We start from the raw sequence: 17,482 nt of genomic DNA, 5'->3' as shown, positions 1-17,482 counted from the left end.
CCCGGCCGACGACGCCGCCGGGGACACCTACGACTACGCCCTCGACCACGACACCCTGCATCTTTCCGTCACCGATGCCATGGGCCACGACGTCGGCGCCGCACTCATGGCCACCCTCCTGGTCAATGCCTCGCGTGGCGCTCGTCGCGACGGCGCCAGCCTGACCGAGCAGGCCCGCCGGATCCACCAGGCTCTCCTCGACCACGGCCACCACACCATGGCCACCGGCCAGCTCCTGCGCATCGCCCTGGACGGGACCGGCGCACAGGTCGTCAACGCCGGACACCCCTGGCCGCTGCTCCTGCGCGACGGCACGGTGAACGAGGTGCGCCTGGACGTCGACCTGCTCTTCGGCGCCCCCGGACCCACCCCGTGCCACGTACAGTTCCTCGACCTGCGCCCCGGCGACCGGCTCCTGCTCCACAGCGACGGCATGCAGGAACGACAAGCCGAGTCCGTCGACCTGCCCGGCCTCATGCGTGAGACCGCCTTCGAACATCCCCGCGAGGTCGTGCGCGTCCTGACAACAGCGGTTGCCGACGCCTGCGGCGGCCACCTGCCCGACGACGCCACGGTGCTGTGCCTCGACTGGCACGGCCCCCACCACGACGGCCGCCACGCCCACGCCGGAGCCGGCCGATAAGCACTTCCCCGTGCCCAACCCCGTGTTCCGGTCCCGGAGCAAGCTGCGCAGGCCCCGATGCACTCCCGCCCGCCATCAACGCCCATCGCGCGACGCCAAGCTGCCCGAGACGGTCCCGCCCCAGCTCCTGGCCATGGTCCAGGAGCTGTCCCGCCACGCACACACGCACTGGACCCGCGCCTTGCAGGTCGGCAACCAGTACGGCGAGTGGCACAAGGAGTGGCAGCGCCTGGTCTTGTACGCGCTGACCGACGCGCTGGTTTACAACTACCTGGCCGTCGGAACCATCGCCGCCTGCCTACAGCGGCATGGCATCGACGAAGACCAGCTACTCCGCCATACACAGGGCATCCAGCCCGATCGATTCGTCACGCAGGACGCTCTCGACCACCTAGCCGGTCTGCTCGGACCAGCCCCGGACCAAGAAGCTGGCGAGCCGGCCTGGACGCACATCGGCCGTCAGATCGCGTACCGCGCACAGCAACAGCCATAAGAACCTGCCGCCCGTACGGGCCCACGGAGCTGTGGACCGCGCACACCGGACTATGAACGTGCGCCGCTGGGACAGCACCGTGGGCGCGCGGGCGGCCGGCGACCATCAGGGCCTGGACGCCGCATGAACAGCCGACGTCCTGCCCTTGGCGGACCACACGTCGAGGCTGCGAAAAAGTTCTCTGCCGGTCCTGCTGCTGGACGTCCCGGAAGGATGAGGGAGGGGCAACAGGCCCGCTCCCACCCAGTGAAGGGATGCGGCTGGTGAACGTGTACGTCCTGGTGGTGCTGATGGCAGGGACGATGGTGGGGTGGTGTCTGAGGGCCGCGGGCGCCTCCCCTGCAGAGGCGTTTGCCCCGAGCCGCGACCATGCTGGCGTCCCACCATGTGCGACCGGGCACTCGCTTCTGGGGCGCTTCGCTGCCGGGCCGTAGAGTGCGCCGTCAGGCCCTGAGGTAGACGTTCAGAAAGGAATGACCATGGGGGACGTGCAGTTGGCGTGGCAGCGATTGGTGGACTGGCTGGAGACGCATGCACCGACGACTGCGTCGTCGATCCTTGCTCCCGCTCCGCCGGCAGCGATCACTGCGGCAGAGAAGCGCATGGGCGTCGTTTTCCCGGTCGACCTTCGGACGTGGCTCCAGGCATCCGGGGCCGACAACGGCCCTGAGGGTGTCACGGAGGGGGTCGTGCCCGGCAGCAACCGCGATTTGCTGGGACTCGCGGCCATGGAGCGGACGTACCACTTCAAGATGGAGATCGAGCGCGACGACCCGTCCCCCGATACGGAGTTTCCCTTCTGGCATGAGCAGTGGATTCCGATCATCTCGGACGACGATACTTGTTACGGCAAGTTCCTGGATGCGCGTAGCGGTCAGATCGGTTCATTCGGCGACGGGGATGAGCCATCCTTCGGAGTTCACGAGTCACTGAACGCTCTGTTCAGCGAGACGGTCGTCCTCATGGAGCAGATTTCTGCAGGGGCGCAGGGCGCAACTGGACGTGTTCAGGGCGGCAGGCTGATCTGGGACTGATGATCGGCGTACGCACCCAGGCCAACGGTGCCGACCGACACCACGGGCCCACTGCTATTTGAACCTTCGCCGCACCGTTCGAGATCCACTTCCGACACACGGCCTAGGGGCGTGTCCCGGTAACCGGCAGCGCTGATCGCAATTTTGCTTGATTTTGGCCGCGGATGTGTGGGCGCCTCAGCCAGGTGCTGATAGGTCTCTTCGGGTGGTGGCTACGCCCGGGTTTGATGTGTTCTCGGTGGCCTCGGGTCGGCTCATTGGGGAGCGAGCGGGGGCAGGGTATCCGGCGCGGGTATTCTGCTGCGGGGGTTGCAGGTGGCAGGGTCGAGTGGACGCAGTTTCAGCCGGGGGGCAACGTGGTGCGGGTGCTTAAGGCGGTAGTCCCGGTCCTCGCCCTGATGGCGGTGGCGGCGGGGTGTTCCTCGTCCGAGGGCAGGGACGCGGAGCGGCTGACCGCGCAGCGGGAGAACTACTGCACGCAGCTGGGGGCGTGGCAGGAGGCGCGGAACGCGGCGGACACGGACACTCCGAAGTCAGGGTACGACGATGTCGGGGCGGTCGCTCAGGACGCCTTCCTCGCGATGCGACCGCTCCGGGATGAGCCCGTTGGCGGAGGCCGCACCTTGGCGGAGGCGACGGTGGCAGCGATGAACAACCGTGACTCCGAGGCGGAGGGGCGCGTCGTGCAGTACTGCGGCGATGTCGGCTTCGAGATGCTGACCCGCTAGTGACCTGAGTCAGATCTCTGGTGTGGTCTCTGAACGCGTTGCCCTATAGATCGTGTTGAGCATCGGTTTGAGTAAGCGGCCACGGTTGGGTGAACGTCAGCTGAGATCGGCATGCGCGATCTTCCATGGGCTGGTGGGCGAACCGCTTCGGTGCGGTGAACGGTCCGGAATATAGGAGGGGGAGCCTATGCGTGGGCTGTGGTGGGTGGCCGGGGGCGGGTGCGTCCTGGCGGCGTTGGGCGTGGGCCTTTGGCTGGGATTCATGGACGAGGGGCATCCGTTCGGTGACGCGCGGGCCTGCGAAGGGAGCGATGTTCCGTTGCAGCAGGAGCTCGATGTCATACGCCTTGCTCTGCCCGCTGGTGCCGAAAATATCCACTACGTCACGCACTCTGCGGCGGCGGCCGGAGGTGTCCGGCTGGCTGTGGCGTTCCGCAGCACCTCGCAGGCGATGCAGGCGTATCTGCGGGAGAACAAGATCGTGACGGAGGGGCAGCACAACCTCGACGACGGACGGTTCGAGCTTGGTGACGTCGGTGCCGCCCCGTCGAGTCTCGGGCTGTGTGGGAATGTTGCTCAAATCCAGGCGCCCGCCGTCCTCATCGACAAGCAGCGCGAGGCGCTGGACGGGCAGGAAGAGGTCGTCGACATCGCTCTCCAGCTGAACCCCGCCGATATGGCGGGCAGCATCCGACCCACGACGAGCGTCCTACTCACGGTCACGGAGAGCTCGCGGCCGTGAGGAGAGCCGACGTCGGCGGCATCGGCAAGTACGCCGACGCCCGACCAGCCCGGTTCTTGCCCTCGGGTTGATCGGGTCGCAGGGCCGCTGCGGTGGCCGCATCCTCCGGTCGGCTACGCTGCGCGTCGCAGTGCGTCTTTGTGTGCCGTCGCGAGCGCCTGCTCTGAGGTGGCGGCTAGGTCGGGCACAACGCCCACGCCCTCCCAGTTGGTCCCGGTGACGGTGCTGATCGTCCGGGCGGTCGGCACGGTGACGGTGATGTGTTCCGTCACCGTGTGCCGGGCGGTCGGGTGAGCACCACCGTGGGTCGTTTCGCCGACGAGAACAGCTCGCCCGTGCGCCTGCAGGGTGTACGCCACGTCCTCCCCGCCCGAGAAGGTGATGGCACTGGTGAGTACGTACACCGGGCGCTCGAGGGGAGAAGCGGCAGTTCGGCCACCGTGCCCGACCGGGACTGTCCCCTGCCGAGAATCTCCTCACCGACGAGCAGGCGCACGCCGCCCGCGCGATATGGAACTGCCTGTACGCGTGGTGGCAGATAATGCCGAAGGACAAGCGGACTCTGGCGAACGCGGACGCCGCGATACGCCAGGCCCGCAAAGAGATCGGGCTCAGAACACCGACAGCCCCGTCAGTGTCGTGAAGCGGTCCAGGGCCGCGACGCCCGCCACTGAGTTGCCTCGCTTGTCGAGTCCCGGGCCCCACACGGCCAGCGTGCAGCGGCCGGGCACGACCGCCACAATGCCACCGCCGACGCCGCTCTTGCCGGGCAGTCCCACGCGGTACGCGAACTCGCCGGCCGCGTCGTAGGTGCCGCAGGTGAGCATGACCGCGTTGACCTGCTTGGCCTGGCTGCGGGTGAGCAGCCGGGAGCCGTCGGCGCGGATGCCGTGCCGGGCAAGGAACCCGGCGGCGAGCGCGAGATCGGCGCAGGACGCCTCGATGGAGCACTGGCGGAAATACTGCTCCAGCAGCGCGGGCACCGGGTTGTCGATGTTGCCGTACGACGCCATGAAGTGGCCCAGTGCCGCATTTCGGTCGCCGTGCGCGGCCTCTGAGGAGGCGACGTCCCTGTCGAAGGCGAGCTGCGGGTTGCCGCTCTCTGTGCGCAGGAACTCCAGCAGGATGCCGGCCGCGTCACCGGTCTGGGTCTGCAGGCGGTCGGTGACGACGAGGGCGCCCGCGTTGATGAAGGGGTTGCGGGGGATGCCGTTCTCGTACTCCAGCTGCACCAGGGAGTTGAACGGGTTACCGGAGGGTTCGCGGCCCACGTGCTCCCACAGCTCGTCGCCCTCGCGGGCCAGGACGAGGGCGAGCGTGAAGACCTTGGTAAGCGACTGCGTGGAGAACGGCTGCTGCCAGTCCCCAACGCCGTACACCGTGCCGTCGAGTTCCGCGACCGCCATGCCGAAGCGGCGCGGGTCGCAGGCGGCGAGCGCCGGGATGTAGTCGGCAGGCCGCCCGCGGCCCGGCGTCTGCTCGATCTCGGTGGCGATGCGTTCGAGGACCGGCTGGAAGGCCAGCGGCGACGTCGTGATCACTATTTTGCCTCCCGGCCGGTCCTGGTGCGCGTTCGTGGTTCAGGCATGCGCGGAGCCGCTACCCGCGAGGACTTCCGGACGCAGCAGCTCGGTGAGCCGCTCGGCCGGCAACAGCCCCTTCTCCAGCACGAGTTCGGCGACGCCGCGTCCGGTGGCGAGGGCCTCCTTGGCGATGTCGGTGGCAGCCGTGTACCCGATGTGCGGATTGAGGGCGGTCACCAGGCCGATGGAGTTCTCGACGGCCGCGCGCAGCCCCTCGGTGTTGGCGGTGATCCCTACGACGCAGCGCTCGGCCAGGGTCAGGCAGGCGGTGCGCAGATGCGTGATGCTCTCGGACAGGGAGTGCAGGATGATCGGCTCGAAGGCGTTGAGCTGGAGCTGTCCCGCCTCGGCCGCCATGGTGATGGTGACGTCGTTGCCGATCACCTCGAAGGCGACCTGGTTGACGACCTCGGGGATCACCGGGTTGACCTTACCGGGCATGATGCTCGAACCGGCCTGCACCGGCGGCAGGTTGATCTCGTTGAGGCCCGCGCGCGGTCCGGAGGAGAGCAGGCGCAGGTCGTTGCAGCTCTTGGAGAGCTTGACGGCGATCCGCTTGAGCACACCCGACATCTGGACGAAGGCGCCGCAGTCCTGGGTCGCCTCGACGAGGTTCACGGCGGTCACCAAGGGCAGCCCGGTGATGTCGGCGAGGTGGCGGCGCGCCGCCTCGGCGTATCCGGCGGGGGCGTTGAGGCCGGTGCCGATGGCAGTGGCGCCCAGGTTGATTTCATGGATCAACTCGACTGCCTCGTCAAGACGGCTGCGATCCTCGTCAATCATGACGGCAAACGCAGAGAACTCTTGACCGAGCGTCATGGGTACCGCGTCCTGCAACTGTGTACGGCCCATCTTGAGCACATGGCGGAACGTGACGGCCTTGCCGGCGAAGGCGTCCTGCAGTACAGCCATCGCCTTGAGCAACCCGCGCACCGCGAAGACGGTCGCTATCTTGACTGCGGTCGGGTAAACGTCGTTGGTCGACTGGCTCAGGTTGACGTCTTCATTGGGGTGCAGGAACTCGTACTGGCCCTTCTCGTGGCCCAGCAGCTCCAGCGCCCGGTTGGCGACGACCTCGTTGGCGTTCATGTTCGTCGAGGTGCCGGCGCCGCCCTGGATGACATCGACGACGAACTGGTCGTGCAGCTTGCCCTCGCGGATCTCGCGGCAGGCCTCGACGATGGCGGCCGCCTTGTCCGGGGCGAGCAGGCCGAGTTCCTCGTTGGCGCGGGCGGCGGCCTCCTTGACGGCGGCGAGGGCGTCGATCAGGTGCGGGTAGGCGGAGATCGGCGTTCCCGTGATGGGGAAGTTCTCCTTGGCGCGCAGGGAGTGAATGCCCCAGTACGCCTCGGCGGGGACGTCGCGGTCGCCGAGCAGGTCGTGCTCGCTGCGGTGGGATGCGGCGGTCATGGCTGTGCGGGCCTCTTTCGGAGGTGGGTGGATCAGGTGTACGTGGGGTGGGTGAGCGGGGCGAGCGCACGGGCGGGCCGGATGCTGCCGACCACCTCGCCGCCGCCGAGGAGCGGGGCGGTCGCGAACTCGGCGAGCGCGGCAGGGTCGACTCCGCAGCGCGCGAGGGCGGCCGCGGCCACCGGGACGCGTGCCCGGTCCGCGCCGTCGGCGATCTTCACGGCGACGGCCCGGCCGTCCGGGAGCGCGGCGACCTGCACGCCTTCGAAGCCGTCCTTGGTGAGCAGCCCCGGCACGGCCCGCATCAGCGCGGAGACGTCCCGCCCCGATCCGGAGGCCATCTCGGGGTGCTCGCGCATCGCGTCGGCCACCATGGCCTCGGGGGTGCCGGGCGCGGCGGTGACGATGCGGGCGGCGGCGCGGGCGAGGCCGTGCAGCGAGACTGAGAACAGGGGCGCGCCGCAGCCGTCGACGGTCACCTGGGCGATCCGCTGTCCGGTGAGGCCCTCGACGATCTCCGCGATGGCCTGCTGGAGGGAGTGGGCCGGGTCGAGGTAGTCGTCGAGGGACCAGCCGTTGAGCCGCGCCGTGTAGAGCATGGCCGCGTGCTTGCCCGAGCAGTTCTGTGCGAGGCGGGAGGGCAGCCGCCCCCCGCGCACCCAGTCCTCCCGGACGACCGGGTCGAAGGGCAGGTCCGTGACATTGCGCAGCTGGTCCTCCGATAGACCGGCCAGCTCCAGGATCCGGCGGGTCCCGGCCAGGTGCCGCTCCTCGCCGGAGTGGCTGGCGGCGGTCAGCGCGAGCAGTTCGCCGTCCAGCGGCAGCCCGGTCCGTAGCATCGCCACGGCCTGGACGGGCTTGAGGGCCGAGCGCGGGTAGAAGGCGGCCTCGATGTCGCCGATCTGAAGGTCCACGCTGCCGTCGGCGCCCAGCACGACCACCGAGCCGTAGTGGATGCCCTCGATGACACCGCCGCGGACGAGGTGGGCGACCGGCGCGTGGAGCGGTTCCCGGATCACCGGGGCCTCGGCCACCGAACTTCCGTACATCACTGCCTGGTTCACGCGTCCGCTCCGTCGCGCATCCCTGCCACCCGGCGGCGCACCCCGTACCAACCCGCGACGAGCGCCGCCGCGATCAGCGGCAGACACAGCACGGTCGCACGTCCCGCGCCGCCGTCGGCGTACATCAGCACCAGCACGGAGACCAGGAAGACGATCGTCACGATCTCGGTCCACGGCGAGCCGGGCAGGCGATAACTGGGCCTGGTCAGCTCGCCGTTCTGGGTCTTCTGCCAGAACATCACGTGACAGAGCATGATCATGCCCCAGGTGGAGAGGATGCCGATCGCCGCGAAGTTCAGCACGATCTCGAAGGCGTCGGCGGGGACGACGAAGTTGAGGGCGACGCCGATGACGCAGATGCCGCTGGTGAGCAGGATGCCGCCGTAGGGGACCTGACTGCGGCTCATCACGCCGGTGAACCTGGGTGCCGAGCCGGACATCGCCATGGAGCGCAGGATGCGGCCGGTGGAGTACAGGCCGGAATTGAGGGACGACATGGCCGCGGTGAGGACGACGAGGTTCATGACGCCGCCCGCGGCGGGGATGCCAATGTTCGACAGCACGGTGACGAAGGGGCTCTGGGCGGCGCTGTACGAGCTCCAGGGCAGCAGCATCGACAGGAGGACCACGGAACCGACGTAGAAGAGGCCGACGCGCCACATGATCGAGTTGATCGCCTTGGGCATGATCTTCTCGGGGTTCTCGGTCTCGCCCGCCGCGACGCCCACCAGCTCGACGGAGGCGTAGGCGAAGACGACGCCCTGGACGATCAGCAGCATCGGCAGCAGGCCGTTGGGGAAGATGCCGCCGCTGTCGGTGATCAGGGACGGGCCGGGGTTGTGGCCGTCAACGGGGTGCTGGGTGACCAGCAGGAAGATGCCGATGAGCATGAAGACGACGAGCGCGCTCACCTTGATAATCGCGAACCAGAACTCCAGTTCGCCGAACATCTTCACGGATATGAGGTTCACGGTGAGGACGACGGCGAGCGCGATGAGCGCGATCACCCACTGCGGGATGTCGGAGAACATGCCCCAGTAGTGGGTGTAGACGGCCACGGCGGTGATGTCGGCGATGCCGGTGGTGGCCCAGTTCAGGAAGTACATCCAGCCCGCGATGTACGCGCCCTTCTCGCCGAGGAACTCACGGGCGTACGAGACGAAGGCGCCCGACGAGGGGCGGTACAGGACGAGTTCGCCGAGCGCGCGGACGACGAGGAAGGCGAAGAGGCCGCAGACCGCGTAGGCGACGAAGAGGGAGGGTCCGGCGTCGGCGAGGCGGCCGCCGGCGCCGAGGAAGAGGCCGGTGCCGATGGCACCGCCGATGGCGATCATGTTGACGTGCCGGGACTTCAGGGACTTGCTGTAGCCCGCGTCTCCGGCGTCGACGTGTCCGGAGGCCGGCTTCTCGCTACGCAGGGCGTCTTGCTGAAGGGATCGCTCGCTCACGCCTGGGGTCCGCCTTCCGCGGGTGGGGCCGCGCGCTCGGGGCGCACGATGGAGGTGAGGGTGGTCTGGACGCGGTCGAGATGGTGGGTCATGGCCTCCACCGCGTCGTGTTCGCTGCCGTCCATGAGGGCCTCGACGATCGCCCGGTGCTCGCGGTTGGACTGCTCACGGCGGCCGCCGAGTTCGTTGAGGAAGGCGGACTGGCGGCCCAGCGCATCGCGGATCTCCTCGATGACCCGGCGGAACACCGGGTTCTGCGAGGCCTCGGCGACAACGATGTGGAACAAAGTGTCCATGGCGACCCAGGCGGTGGTATCGGTCTCCCGCTCCATCCGCTCCAGGAGGTGGGTGAGGTGGTCGAGGTTCTCCGGGGTGCGCCGCGCCGCCGCGTACCCGGCGACCGGGATCTCGACGTGGCGGCGCACTTCGAGGAGGTCGCTGGCCGCGTAGTCCCCGAAGGTGGGGTCCTCGACCGTGTTGGCGACCACGAAGGTGCCCTTGCCGGTGCGGGACACGGTCAGCCCCATCACCTGCAGGGCCCGCAGTGCCTCGCGGAGTACCGGTCGGCTGACTTCGAGGCGGCGGCAGAGCTCCGCCTCGGAGGGGAGCTTGTCGCCGATGGCGTACTCGCCGCGCTCGATGGCGCCGCGGAGGTGGGTGAGCACCGCTTCCATCGCGCTGACGCGCCGCGGCACCGACCCACCTGTCTGGCTGTCTGACAGGTTCACGTGAGTGATCCTGCGCGGAACGGGACGGGGCTGTCAAGGGGCACCGAGGCCCCCATCCTGTGCCGTTCGGAAACTTATCGCTACTGCTCGGGGGTGGTCCGGCGCGGCATCACTGTCTGCTGGAACCCTGTCCGTTGATCGTTTCACTGGTGTACCGGGTGCCCGGAAGCTGCTCGCGGTTCCGGCGGTGCTGCTATGCAGGGACGTGGCCAAGGACGCGGAATTGCTGTGCTGCGGCACGAGAACGCGGTGCTGCGCAGGTAGCTCACGAAGCCGGTGCGCTACGAGCCGGCGGATCGGCTGTGGTTCGCAGGGCTGGCCTCGCTGGGCGCAGGTGTTCCCGGTGGCGCCCGCGTCGATGCGGGCGTGGCACCGCAGACTGATTGCCCGGGGGTGGGCCTAGGAGAATCCGCGCTGGGGCTGCCGACGGATCCAGGGGAACTCGTCCGGCTCGGGCATCCGGTCGGCTCGACGACGAGGGAGAGTGCAGCGGGATTTGATCCGGCCCCACGCCGCAGCGGTCCGACGTGGCGCGAGTTCCTGACCGCGAAGGCTGAGGGCATCATTGCCTGCGACTTCGTCCATATCGACCTGGTCGATCTGCGCCGGGTGTACGCGCTCGTGTTCTTCGAGCACGGCACACGCCGGCTGCTCATCGCGCGAGGGACTGCCCATCCCACCGGACGTTAACTACCCGGCCATGGGTCAAGGTCCATCTACATCCCGCCTGGCGACTGCTCGCTCAAGACCCGGCTGACCGTCGACATCAGCTACCTCCAGATCAAGGGCTCCGGACACGGATTCACCTCCCTGGAATCCGCTACGGCAGCGCGGACACCTCCGGTCGGCACGAGATCTGCCCGGCGCCAGCCACGTCAAAGTGGAGAACGCCGACGGCAACACCGAGGCGTTCCTCGTACAGCGCTCGGGCAGCCCCCGCCTGAGCTCCGTGGAGTTCCGCGACTTCTGCATCGACGCAGTCGCCTTCACGCTGGGCCCAGAGTCGTTCACCAACGGCAAGACGGGCATCCGCTGCGCCTCGGACAACAACTCGTTCAAGGTCGTCGGCATGGGGTTCGTGTTCCTGGAACGCGTCCTCGTCAACAACGGGGCCGACGCCTTCGATGTCACTGGGAACTTCATCGGTGCGGCAGTTGCATCGAGCTCACTGGGGCGTCACAGGCTTCGAAGATCACCGACAACCTGATCGGCGCCGGTCAGATCGGCTACTCGATCTACGCCGAGGGGCTGCTCATCTGCGGCAACAACATCTTCCCGGGCCGGAGCATCGTGCGCCTCAAGGACACGAACCGCTCGGCGATCGTGTCCAACAAGTTCAAGAACTACTTCCCCGGCATGATCGACACGGAAGGCCCCAACAAGGAGAACCTCATCAGCAACAACCACTTCCGGCGCGAATTGTCCCCCGGCGGCAACCCCCCCGTCGAACGGCCAGGACGACCTCTACGGCGTCATCCACCTCCGCGGTGACAACAACATGGTCTCCACCAACCTCGTCACCTACGACGTGCCCGCCGCCTCGATCCGGCCCGCCGTGGCCACGCTCGCCCTGGTCCGTGTCGCGGCAGGGGACGGGAACTTCGTCTCCAACAACCACATGGTCAGCAACGTCGCAAGCAACCATGTGGTGCTCGACTCGACGACTACCGGAACGAAGGTGCTGGACAGAGGTTCGGCCGGAGAGATCAAGGCCGATACGCAGAACTGCACCATCAGACCCACGCTGTAGCCGGCGCGCGGTCGGGGGAGCGATGGCCAGTTCGCGCGGCGCTCGCGTTCCGCGGCTCTCCCGCTGCCCGTCACTCGGTGTCCGAGTGACGGGCAGCGGAAAGTGGTTCAACCCTGTGTGACGTGCCTCAGACGGTGAACTCCCGGATCACGGTGTCGCGGAACACCGCCGCACCCCCGGTGGTGAACAGCGAGACCCCGACGTCGACCAGGTAGGGGAACGCCTCCATCGAGTGCACGTACCGCCCGTCGTCGAAGAACACTTCGACGGTCGTCCGGTCCACGAGCGCGCGCAGCCGCACCGACCGCGTGGCCGCGTCGAAGGGCGTATGGCTCTCCTGGTAGTTCCCGGAGGAGTCCGGATTCGGCACGCCACGACGGTTGACGAAGGCGAAGTCGTCATAGACGCCCGCGTCGATGTGCCGCCCTCCGTCGACCGACTTGCGCAGCTGGACGCCCGCTCCGGTGAGCGCGCCGTCCCAGGTGATCTCGCAGGTCAGCTCGTACGAGATGCCGGTGTACGACAGCGCGAGCTCCCCGTCGACCGTGAGATCGCCGAGGTCCACGGTCTTCGAGACGTGGTCGTCGAGCGCGGTGACCGGGCTGGTGGCGAGATACAGCGTGCCGGAGGGGTCCTTGCGCAGGGTCACCTCGCGGACGATCGAGTCGGTGCCGTTGAAGCCGTCGGAGTCGATGGTGGGCGTGGTGTTGGGGTAGTCCCAGTTGTTCATCCAGCCGATCGCGTACCGCATGGCCGGGTCGACGGAGCCGTCGGCGCGGTGCTTGTCGAAGGTGACGGCGCCGTAGAAGTCGAAGCCGTGGTCGAGCCACTGGGGGGCGGCGGCGTCCGGAGTGAAGGTGGTGCCGTCGAAGGAACCGGTCCAGTACGCGTATGTGTTGGGCAGGCCGGACGCCTTGCCGTTGGCGCTCACACCGAGCACCCAGGTGGCCGTGCCGCCGGTGCCGGTGATGTGGAACAGGTCCGGGCACTCCAGCGTGCCGAGGCCCTCGTGGGTGAAGCCGCTCGCGTATGTCCAGGACTTGAGGTCGTCGGAGTGGTAGATGCCGACCTTGGTCTTCTCGGCGAGGGCCATCACCCAGCGGCCCCGCTCCTCGTCGCGGATCACCTTCGGGTCGCGGAAGTCCTTGACGCCCGGGTTGGCCAGGACCGGGTCGGTGCCGTGGTTGGCGAAGGTGTGGCCGCCGTCTGTGGAGTAGTACAGGTACTGCGCCTGGGAGTTGGCGGTGCTGTCAGGCTCCATCGTGACGACGACGATGACGGCGCCCGCGCCGAACCCGGCCGTGTTGCTGGCATCGACCACCGCGCACCCCGACCACACGTCCCCGTTCGCAGTCGTGTCCTTGGGCACGGCGACACCCCGGTCGCGGTAGGACACCAGATCGGTGCTGGTGGCCAGGCGCCAGGTGGTACCGGCCTCCGTCCCGCCCGTGAGGTAGTCCGGGTTGTAGAGGTAGTAGTAGTGGTACTCGCCCTCGATCCAGATCGGCCGCTGCGGGTCGTTCTTCCACTGGTCGGGGACCGTGAAGTGGTACGTGTCGCGGTAGCCGGTGGCCGTCGACGTGGACTTCGCCTTCACCCTGTGCGCCGCTGGGGCGGCGGCCTGCGCGGGCGCGGCGACGGGCAGCAGCGCCGCGGCGGCGCCGAGGGCGGTGGCCGTACGGAAAAGGGTCCTGCGGTTCAGGCGCGGCTCAGGGGGCGTCATCGGTCCTCGGTTCTCCCAGCTTCACTGACGAGGGGGCGACCAGGACTGTAGACCTAACTCGTTAAAGGTGGAAAGGGGCCAGGTTCACTTTCCTGACACGATTTAGGTCACTGCCCGAAACGAACCGTTCCCGGCAACCGGCTCTCTGGGCGCCCGGTTACCGTCGCGCGCCCGGCCCGTTTCCTACCGACTCCCGCACGACCACCGGGCACTCCAGCTTCCGCACCCGCGCCTCGGGCGCGCGCCGCGCGCCGATGGCGTCGAGCAGCAGTCGCACCGCCTCCTCGCCCATCGCGCGATGCGGGAGCGCGATGCTGGTCAACGGCGGGTTCAGGAACGCCGCCATGTGCTCCTGGTCGTCGTACCCCACCAGCGACACCTCGCCCGGTACGTCGATCCCGAGCCGGGTGGCGGCATGCAGCACCCCCGCCGCGACGCGGTCGTTGTAGCAGACGATGCCCGTCGGACGGTCCGGGCGCGGCCGGTCGAGGACGCCCAGGCCCCCCTCGTACCCCGCGGAGATCTCGCCGCCCGTGCGCACCACGTCCTCGGCCGCCGCGCGCAGCCCCGCCCCGCGCAGCGCGTCACGGAAGCCGCGCAGCCGCTCGGCGGTCGCGATGTCGTCGAGCCCGCCGACGAGAGCGAGCCGCCGGTGCCCCGCGTCGAGCAGCAGCCGTGCCGCGGCCCGCCCGCCGGCCCGCTCGGCGGGCACCACGGCGGCGTGCGGACTCCCCTCCGGGGGAAGGCAGTTGGCCAGCACGAACGGCGTGCGGTCGAGCCCCTTCGGCAGCCGGTCCGCGCGGCGCAGCGACATCGCCGCGTACACGATGCCGTCGACCCGCCGGTCGAGCAGCTCGGCGACGGCGGCGTCCTCCTTCGCCGCGTCGCCCGAGGAGTCGACGGTCAACAGCAGATGCTCGTGCTCCCAGGCCGTCTCCATCGCGCCGCGCAGCAGCGCGCCCGCGAACGGCGACGACGCGATGTGGTCGGTGACCAGGCCGATCACGGCGGTACGCCGACTGCGCAGACCGCGTGCCACGGCGTTCGGCCGGTAGTCGAGCTCCGTCGCGGCCTCGCGGATCCGGCGCTGGGTCTCGGCGGAGAGATTGCCGTCGGCGCGGCCGTTGAACACGAACGACACGGCGGTGTGCGAGACGCCCGCGAGCCGTGCCACGTCACGGGAGGTGGGCCGCGCGACGGCACCCGGCTCGGCTGCCCCCGCACCACCCCGGGCGCCGGCGCCCGAAGTGCCACCGGCACCGGCGGCGTCCTGCCCCCGCGCACCGACCGCTTTGCCGCCCGAACCGCCTCTGCCCACCATGAGAGCACCCTACCGACGGCACTCGTGACCTCGTACGGAGATACTGGACGTATGCACGGGCCGCGTACAGGAACGGGCGCGACCCAGGGCCCCATGAATCGAGGACGACACCGTGAACCGCCGCCCCACCGCCCGCGACGTAGCCGAACTCGCCGGGGTGTCACGGGCCGCCGTCTCCTTCGTCTTCAGCGGCCGCGCGGCGGGCAACCTCTCCGCCGCGACGCAGGAACGGATCAAGAAGGCGGCCGACGAACTCGGCTACCGGCCCGACGAGGTGGCCCGTTCCCTTCGGCGCAAGCGGAGCGCGGTCATCGGGTTGCTCAGCGACGAGATCGCGACGAGCCCGTTCGCCGGGCGGATGGTGCTCGGCGCGATGGACGCGGCCCGCGAACGCGGGCACCAGGTCCTGCTTCTGGAGTCACGCAACGATCCGGCCGCCGAAACGGAGGCCATCGCCGAACTGCAGGCCCGCCGGGTCGACGGCGTCGTCTACGCGGCGATGTCGATGCGCCGTACCCAGGTCCCGGACAGCCTGGACCCGGCCCGCACGGTGCTCGCCAACTGCCTCCCGCAGCAGCCGAATTCATACGCGTACGTGGTGGCGGACGAGCGGGGCGGCGGCCGTTCGGCCGTGGACGTGCTCATCGCGGCGGGCCACCGCGACATTGCGCTGCTCGCGGGCGAGACCGGCAACATCGCGGCGTCCGACCGCGCCCGCGGATTCACCGACGGCCTGCGCGCCGCCGGACTCACGGCGCGCGAGGGATGGACGGTGCGCGCGGGCTGGCAGATCGACGAGGGCTACGCGGCGGCCCTGCGGATCCTCGACCGGCCCGGTGAGACCCGCCCGACGGGCATCGTCTGCGCCAACGACCGCGTCGCGGCGGGCGCGATGCTGGCGGCAGCCCGGCTCGGGATCGACGTCCCCGGCAAGCTGTCCCTCGTCGGCTACGACGACCAGGACCAGATGGCGGCCCATCTGGTCCCGGCACTCACCACGGTCGCGCTGCCGCACTACGAGATGGGCGCGCAGGCGGTCCGTGCGCTGCTCGACGCGGCGGACGCGGGGCACGACGTCGACCGGTCGGCGGGCCTGCTGCTCGACTGCCCGGTGGTGGAACGGGAGTCGGTGGGCAGCCCGAGCTGAACCGCGAACCGGCGGCGGCGCAAGCGCCCAGGGCGCCGGACAGCTCCGTGATGCCGTGACCCGTCGACCTGGTGAGCAGGCCGCTGATGCACGTGCCGAGCGCCATGGCGGGATGCGCGGCGACCACGACGGGGTGGGGCGACGAGCCCGAGGGTGGGAAGGGCCTCGCCCAGGTGTCGGAAGGGCGACCGGGCCGTCGCCCCGTAGCGCTCTCGGCCGCCCGCCCGCGGGCTCAGCGACCGGTCAGCTCCCAGGCCGTCACCCGGACCTCGGCCGCACCGCGCACGACCGCGACGCCGAGCGTGCCCTCGGGCGCGGGGTAGACCTTCTCCGTCAGCATGGCCCGCTCGTCGACGAACACCTCGACCAGCGGCCCGTCGACCAGAGCCCGCAGCCGTGCCCGGGACCCGCCCGGCACGACGGCGGTGACCTGCGCGGTCCTGGGCAGCGGATGGTGCGAGCTGGCTGGCGCGCCTGTCCGGTCGAGGGTGGCGAGTCCGCGCGTCGGGTTCAGACGCAGCGCGATGGTGTCCCCGAGGTGCAGTTCGACCTCGGAGTCGGGGTGGCCGACGGCCACGTCCAGTTCGATCTCGTACGCGGCGGGAAGCACGTCTCCCACGGCCAGTTCGGCGCCCCGCAGCCCCGTCAACTCCCGCGCGGGCGCGAGCCGCAACGTGCCGTCCTCGTGCACGTCGATCTCGCGCGGGTGCGTCAGACAGCCCGCCCAGCCGACGGTCACGGACTCCTCCTCGGTACGCGACTCCCAGCTCCAGCCCCACAGCAGGGTTCGGCCGTCCTCGACAAGGGCGGTGGGAGCGTAGAAGTCGCGGCCGTGATCGAGCATGCCGCCCGAGGACGGCACGAAGGCCAACCCGGTGCCGGACGGCGCGAGATCACCGATCAGATACGTGGTCGAGTACGTGATGTCGGCGGCCCACAGCGACAGGAGCAGGATCCAGCGGCCGTCACCGGTGGGCAGCAGCGCGGGGCACTCCCAGGCGTCGGCGGGCGCGGCGTGGCGGGCCGCGAGCGGGTGGGCCGCGTCCAGGAGCGAGCCGGCGTAGGTCCACTCGTTGAGCGAGTCGACGCGGTAGAGCAGCACGTCGGGGCGGCCGCCCGCCTCCGGCGCGCGTCGGTGCCCGGCGCCGATCAGGGCCCAGCGCCGGCCCTCGTACGAGAAGAGGAACGGGTCGCGGAAGGCGAGCAGGTCGAGGCCCGTCGGCGGGCCGGGGACGACGGCTTCCGGCTCGGCCTTCAGCGTCGATATCGCCTCGTCGGCGGCGCGCGCGAGCATGACCGAGCCGATGCCGTCGGTGCGGTCCATTGCGGTGTAGACGGCGGTGGGCACACCGTCGTCGACGACCGCGCAGCCGGACCAGGCGCCCAGCTCGTCGCGGGTTCCGGGGGTCGGGGTGAGCGCGATGCCCTGGTCGGTCCAGGTCACGAGGTCGGGGCTGGAGGCGTGGCCCCAGTGAATGTCGCCCCAGACGGGCGCGCCCGGGTTGTGCTGGAAGAAGAGGTGGTAGCGGCCGTCGTGGAAGAGCGGGCCGTTGGGGTCGTTGCACCACTGACCGGCGGCGGGCCGTACGTGGAGGCGGGGTGTGTTCCGGTCGGCCATGGCGGCGTCACTTTCTGTCGTAGGGCCCACGGGTACTGCCGTAGGGCCCG

General features: G+C 69.6%; 19 protein-coding genes. 10 read left to right on the top strand and 9 right to left on the bottom strand.

Going from position 1 to position 17,482, the window contains the following annotated elements:
- The 5 genes from AC07EJ_RS43950 to AC07EJ_RS43930 form a co-directional block, all read left to right on the top strand.
- On the top strand, positions 1 to 643 hold a 643-nt coding region (locus AC07EJ_RS43950), incomplete at its 5' end, for a PP2C family protein-serine/threonine phosphatase (RefSeq protein ID WP_478886341.1).
- Positions 644 to 653: 10 nt separating this feature from the next.
- Complete coding sequence (locus AC07EJ_RS43945; protein ID WP_478886340.1) at positions 654 to 1,136, top strand: hypothetical protein; 483 nt, start codon at positions 654 to 656, stop codon at positions 1,134 to 1,136.
- A gap of 479 nt (positions 1,137 to 1,615) precedes the next feature.
- A complete protein-coding gene (locus AC07EJ_RS43940; RefSeq protein ID WP_478886339.1) occupies positions 1,616 to 2,170 on the top strand; it encodes an SMI1/KNR4 family protein in 555 nt (184 codons plus the stop codon).
- Between the two features lie 365 nt (positions 2,171 to 2,535).
- Complete coding sequence (locus tag AC07EJ_RS43935; protein WP_478886338.1) at positions 2,536 to 2,898, top strand: hypothetical protein; 363 nt, start codon at positions 2,536 to 2,538, stop codon at positions 2,896 to 2,898.
- Between the two features lie 262 nt (positions 2,899 to 3,160).
- Positions 3,161 to 3,640 (top strand): hypothetical protein, encoded by a 480-nt coding sequence (locus tag AC07EJ_RS43930; RefSeq protein ID WP_389489384.1) that lies wholly within the window; start codon positions 3,161 to 3,163, stop codon positions 3,638 to 3,640.
- A gap of 113 nt (positions 3,641 to 3,753) precedes the next feature.
- On the opposite strand, the gene AC07EJ_RS43925 is transcribed toward AC07EJ_RS43930, so the two are convergent.
- The 6 genes from AC07EJ_RS43925 to AC07EJ_RS43900 all read right to left on the bottom strand — a co-directional run bounded on the left by AC07EJ_RS43925 (position 3,754) and on the right by AC07EJ_RS43900 (position 9,819).
- Positions 3,754 to 4,044: a S41 family peptidase gene (locus AC07EJ_RS43925; protein WP_478886337.1), complete on the bottom strand. Its 291-nt coding sequence runs from the start codon at positions 4,042 to 4,044 to the stop codon at positions 3,754 to 3,756.
- Positions 4,045 to 4,251: 207 nt separating this feature from the next.
- The gene (locus AC07EJ_RS43920) at positions 4,252 to 5,184 is read right to left on the bottom strand and encodes a glutaminase (RefSeq protein ID WP_389489406.1); all 933 of its coding nucleotides are present in this window, start codon (positions 5,182 to 5,184) and stop codon (positions 4,252 to 4,254) included.
- A 36-nt stretch (positions 5,185 to 5,220) separates the two neighbouring features.
- A complete protein-coding gene (gene aspA, locus AC07EJ_RS43915) occupies positions 5,221 to 6,633 on the bottom strand; it encodes an aspartate ammonia-lyase (protein WP_389489379.1) in 1,413 nt (470 codons plus the stop codon).
- Positions 6,634 to 6,665: 32 nt separating this feature from the next.
- A complete protein-coding gene (locus AC07EJ_RS43910) occupies positions 6,666 to 7,682 on the bottom strand; it encodes an asparaginase (protein ID WP_478886345.1) in 1,017 nt (338 codons plus the stop codon).
- A gap of 11 nt (positions 7,683 to 7,693) precedes the next feature.
- Positions 7,694 to 9,145, bottom strand: coding sequence for an amino acid permease (locus tag AC07EJ_RS43905; RefSeq protein ID WP_389489377.1), 1,452 nt, complete (start codon positions 9,143 to 9,145; stop codon positions 7,694 to 7,696).
- Complete coding sequence (locus AC07EJ_RS43900; RefSeq protein ID WP_389489401.1) at positions 9,142 to 9,819, bottom strand: FadR/GntR family transcriptional regulator; 678 nt, start codon at positions 9,817 to 9,819, stop codon at positions 9,142 to 9,144. Before AC07EJ_RS43900 ends, AC07EJ_RS43905 begins: the two co-directional genes overlap by 4 nt.
- Before the next feature lie 330 nt (positions 9,820 to 10,149).
- Between AC07EJ_RS43900 and AC07EJ_RS43895 the strand changes: the two genes are divergently transcribed.
- From AC07EJ_RS43895 to AC07EJ_RS43880, 4 genes are all read left to right on the top strand, one after another.
- Positions 10,150 to 10,563, top strand: a complete 414-nt coding sequence (locus AC07EJ_RS43895; protein WP_389489375.1) for a hypothetical protein — start codon at positions 10,150 to 10,152, stop codon at positions 10,561 to 10,563.
- A 190-nt stretch (positions 10,564 to 10,753) separates the two neighbouring features.
- Positions 10,754 to 11,080, top strand: coding sequence for a hypothetical protein (locus tag AC07EJ_RS43890; RefSeq protein WP_389489373.1), 327 nt, complete (start codon positions 10,754 to 10,756; stop codon positions 11,078 to 11,080).
- A gap of 83 nt (positions 11,081 to 11,163) precedes the next feature.
- Positions 11,164 to 11,364, top strand: a complete 201-nt coding sequence (locus tag AC07EJ_RS43885) for a hypothetical protein (protein WP_389489371.1) — start codon at positions 11,164 to 11,166, stop codon at positions 11,362 to 11,364.
- 7 nt (positions 11,365 to 11,371) lie between these two features.
- Positions 11,372 to 11,623 carry a hypothetical protein gene (locus AC07EJ_RS43880; protein WP_389489369.1) on the top strand — a complete coding sequence of 84 codons (252 nt, stop codon included), beginning with the start codon at positions 11,372 to 11,374 and terminating at the stop codon, positions 11,621 to 11,623.
- A 127-nt stretch (positions 11,624 to 11,750) separates the two neighbouring features.
- On the opposite strand, the gene AC07EJ_RS43875 is transcribed toward AC07EJ_RS43880, so the two are convergent.
- Both AC07EJ_RS43875 and AC07EJ_RS43870 read right to left on the bottom strand, forming a co-directional pair.
- Positions 11,751 to 13,346 (bottom strand): glycoside hydrolase family 32 protein, encoded by a 1,596-nt coding sequence (locus AC07EJ_RS43875; RefSeq protein ID WP_478886336.1) that lies wholly within the window; start codon positions 13,344 to 13,346, stop codon positions 11,751 to 11,753.
- A 157-nt stretch (positions 13,347 to 13,503) separates the two neighbouring features.
- A complete protein-coding gene (locus tag AC07EJ_RS43870; protein ID WP_478886335.1) occupies positions 13,504 to 14,667 on the bottom strand; it encodes a LacI family DNA-binding transcriptional regulator in 1,164 nt (387 codons plus the stop codon).
- Between the two features lie 112 nt (positions 14,668 to 14,779).
- Here AC07EJ_RS43870 and AC07EJ_RS43865 point away from each other — a divergent pair, with 112 nt between their 5' ends.
- On the top strand, positions 14,780 to 15,814 hold the full coding sequence (locus AC07EJ_RS43865) for a LacI family DNA-binding transcriptional regulator (RefSeq protein ID WP_389489362.1): 1,035 nt from the start codon (positions 14,780 to 14,782) through the stop codon (positions 15,812 to 15,814).
- Between the two features lie 232 nt (positions 15,815 to 16,046).
- Here AC07EJ_RS43865 and AC07EJ_RS43860 read toward each other — a convergent pair whose 3' ends face one another.
- Positions 16,047 to 17,432, bottom strand: a complete 1,386-nt coding sequence (locus AC07EJ_RS43860) for a glycoside hydrolase family 32 protein (protein WP_478886334.1) — start codon at positions 17,430 to 17,432, stop codon at positions 16,047 to 16,049.
- Between the last annotated feature and the right edge of the window lie 50 nt (positions 17,433 to 17,482).

The organism is Streptomyces sp. NPDC045026 (assembly GCF_056432625.1).
Note: the sequence above shows the minus strand (reverse complement) of the source record. Positions and strands in the feature narration are given on the sequence as shown.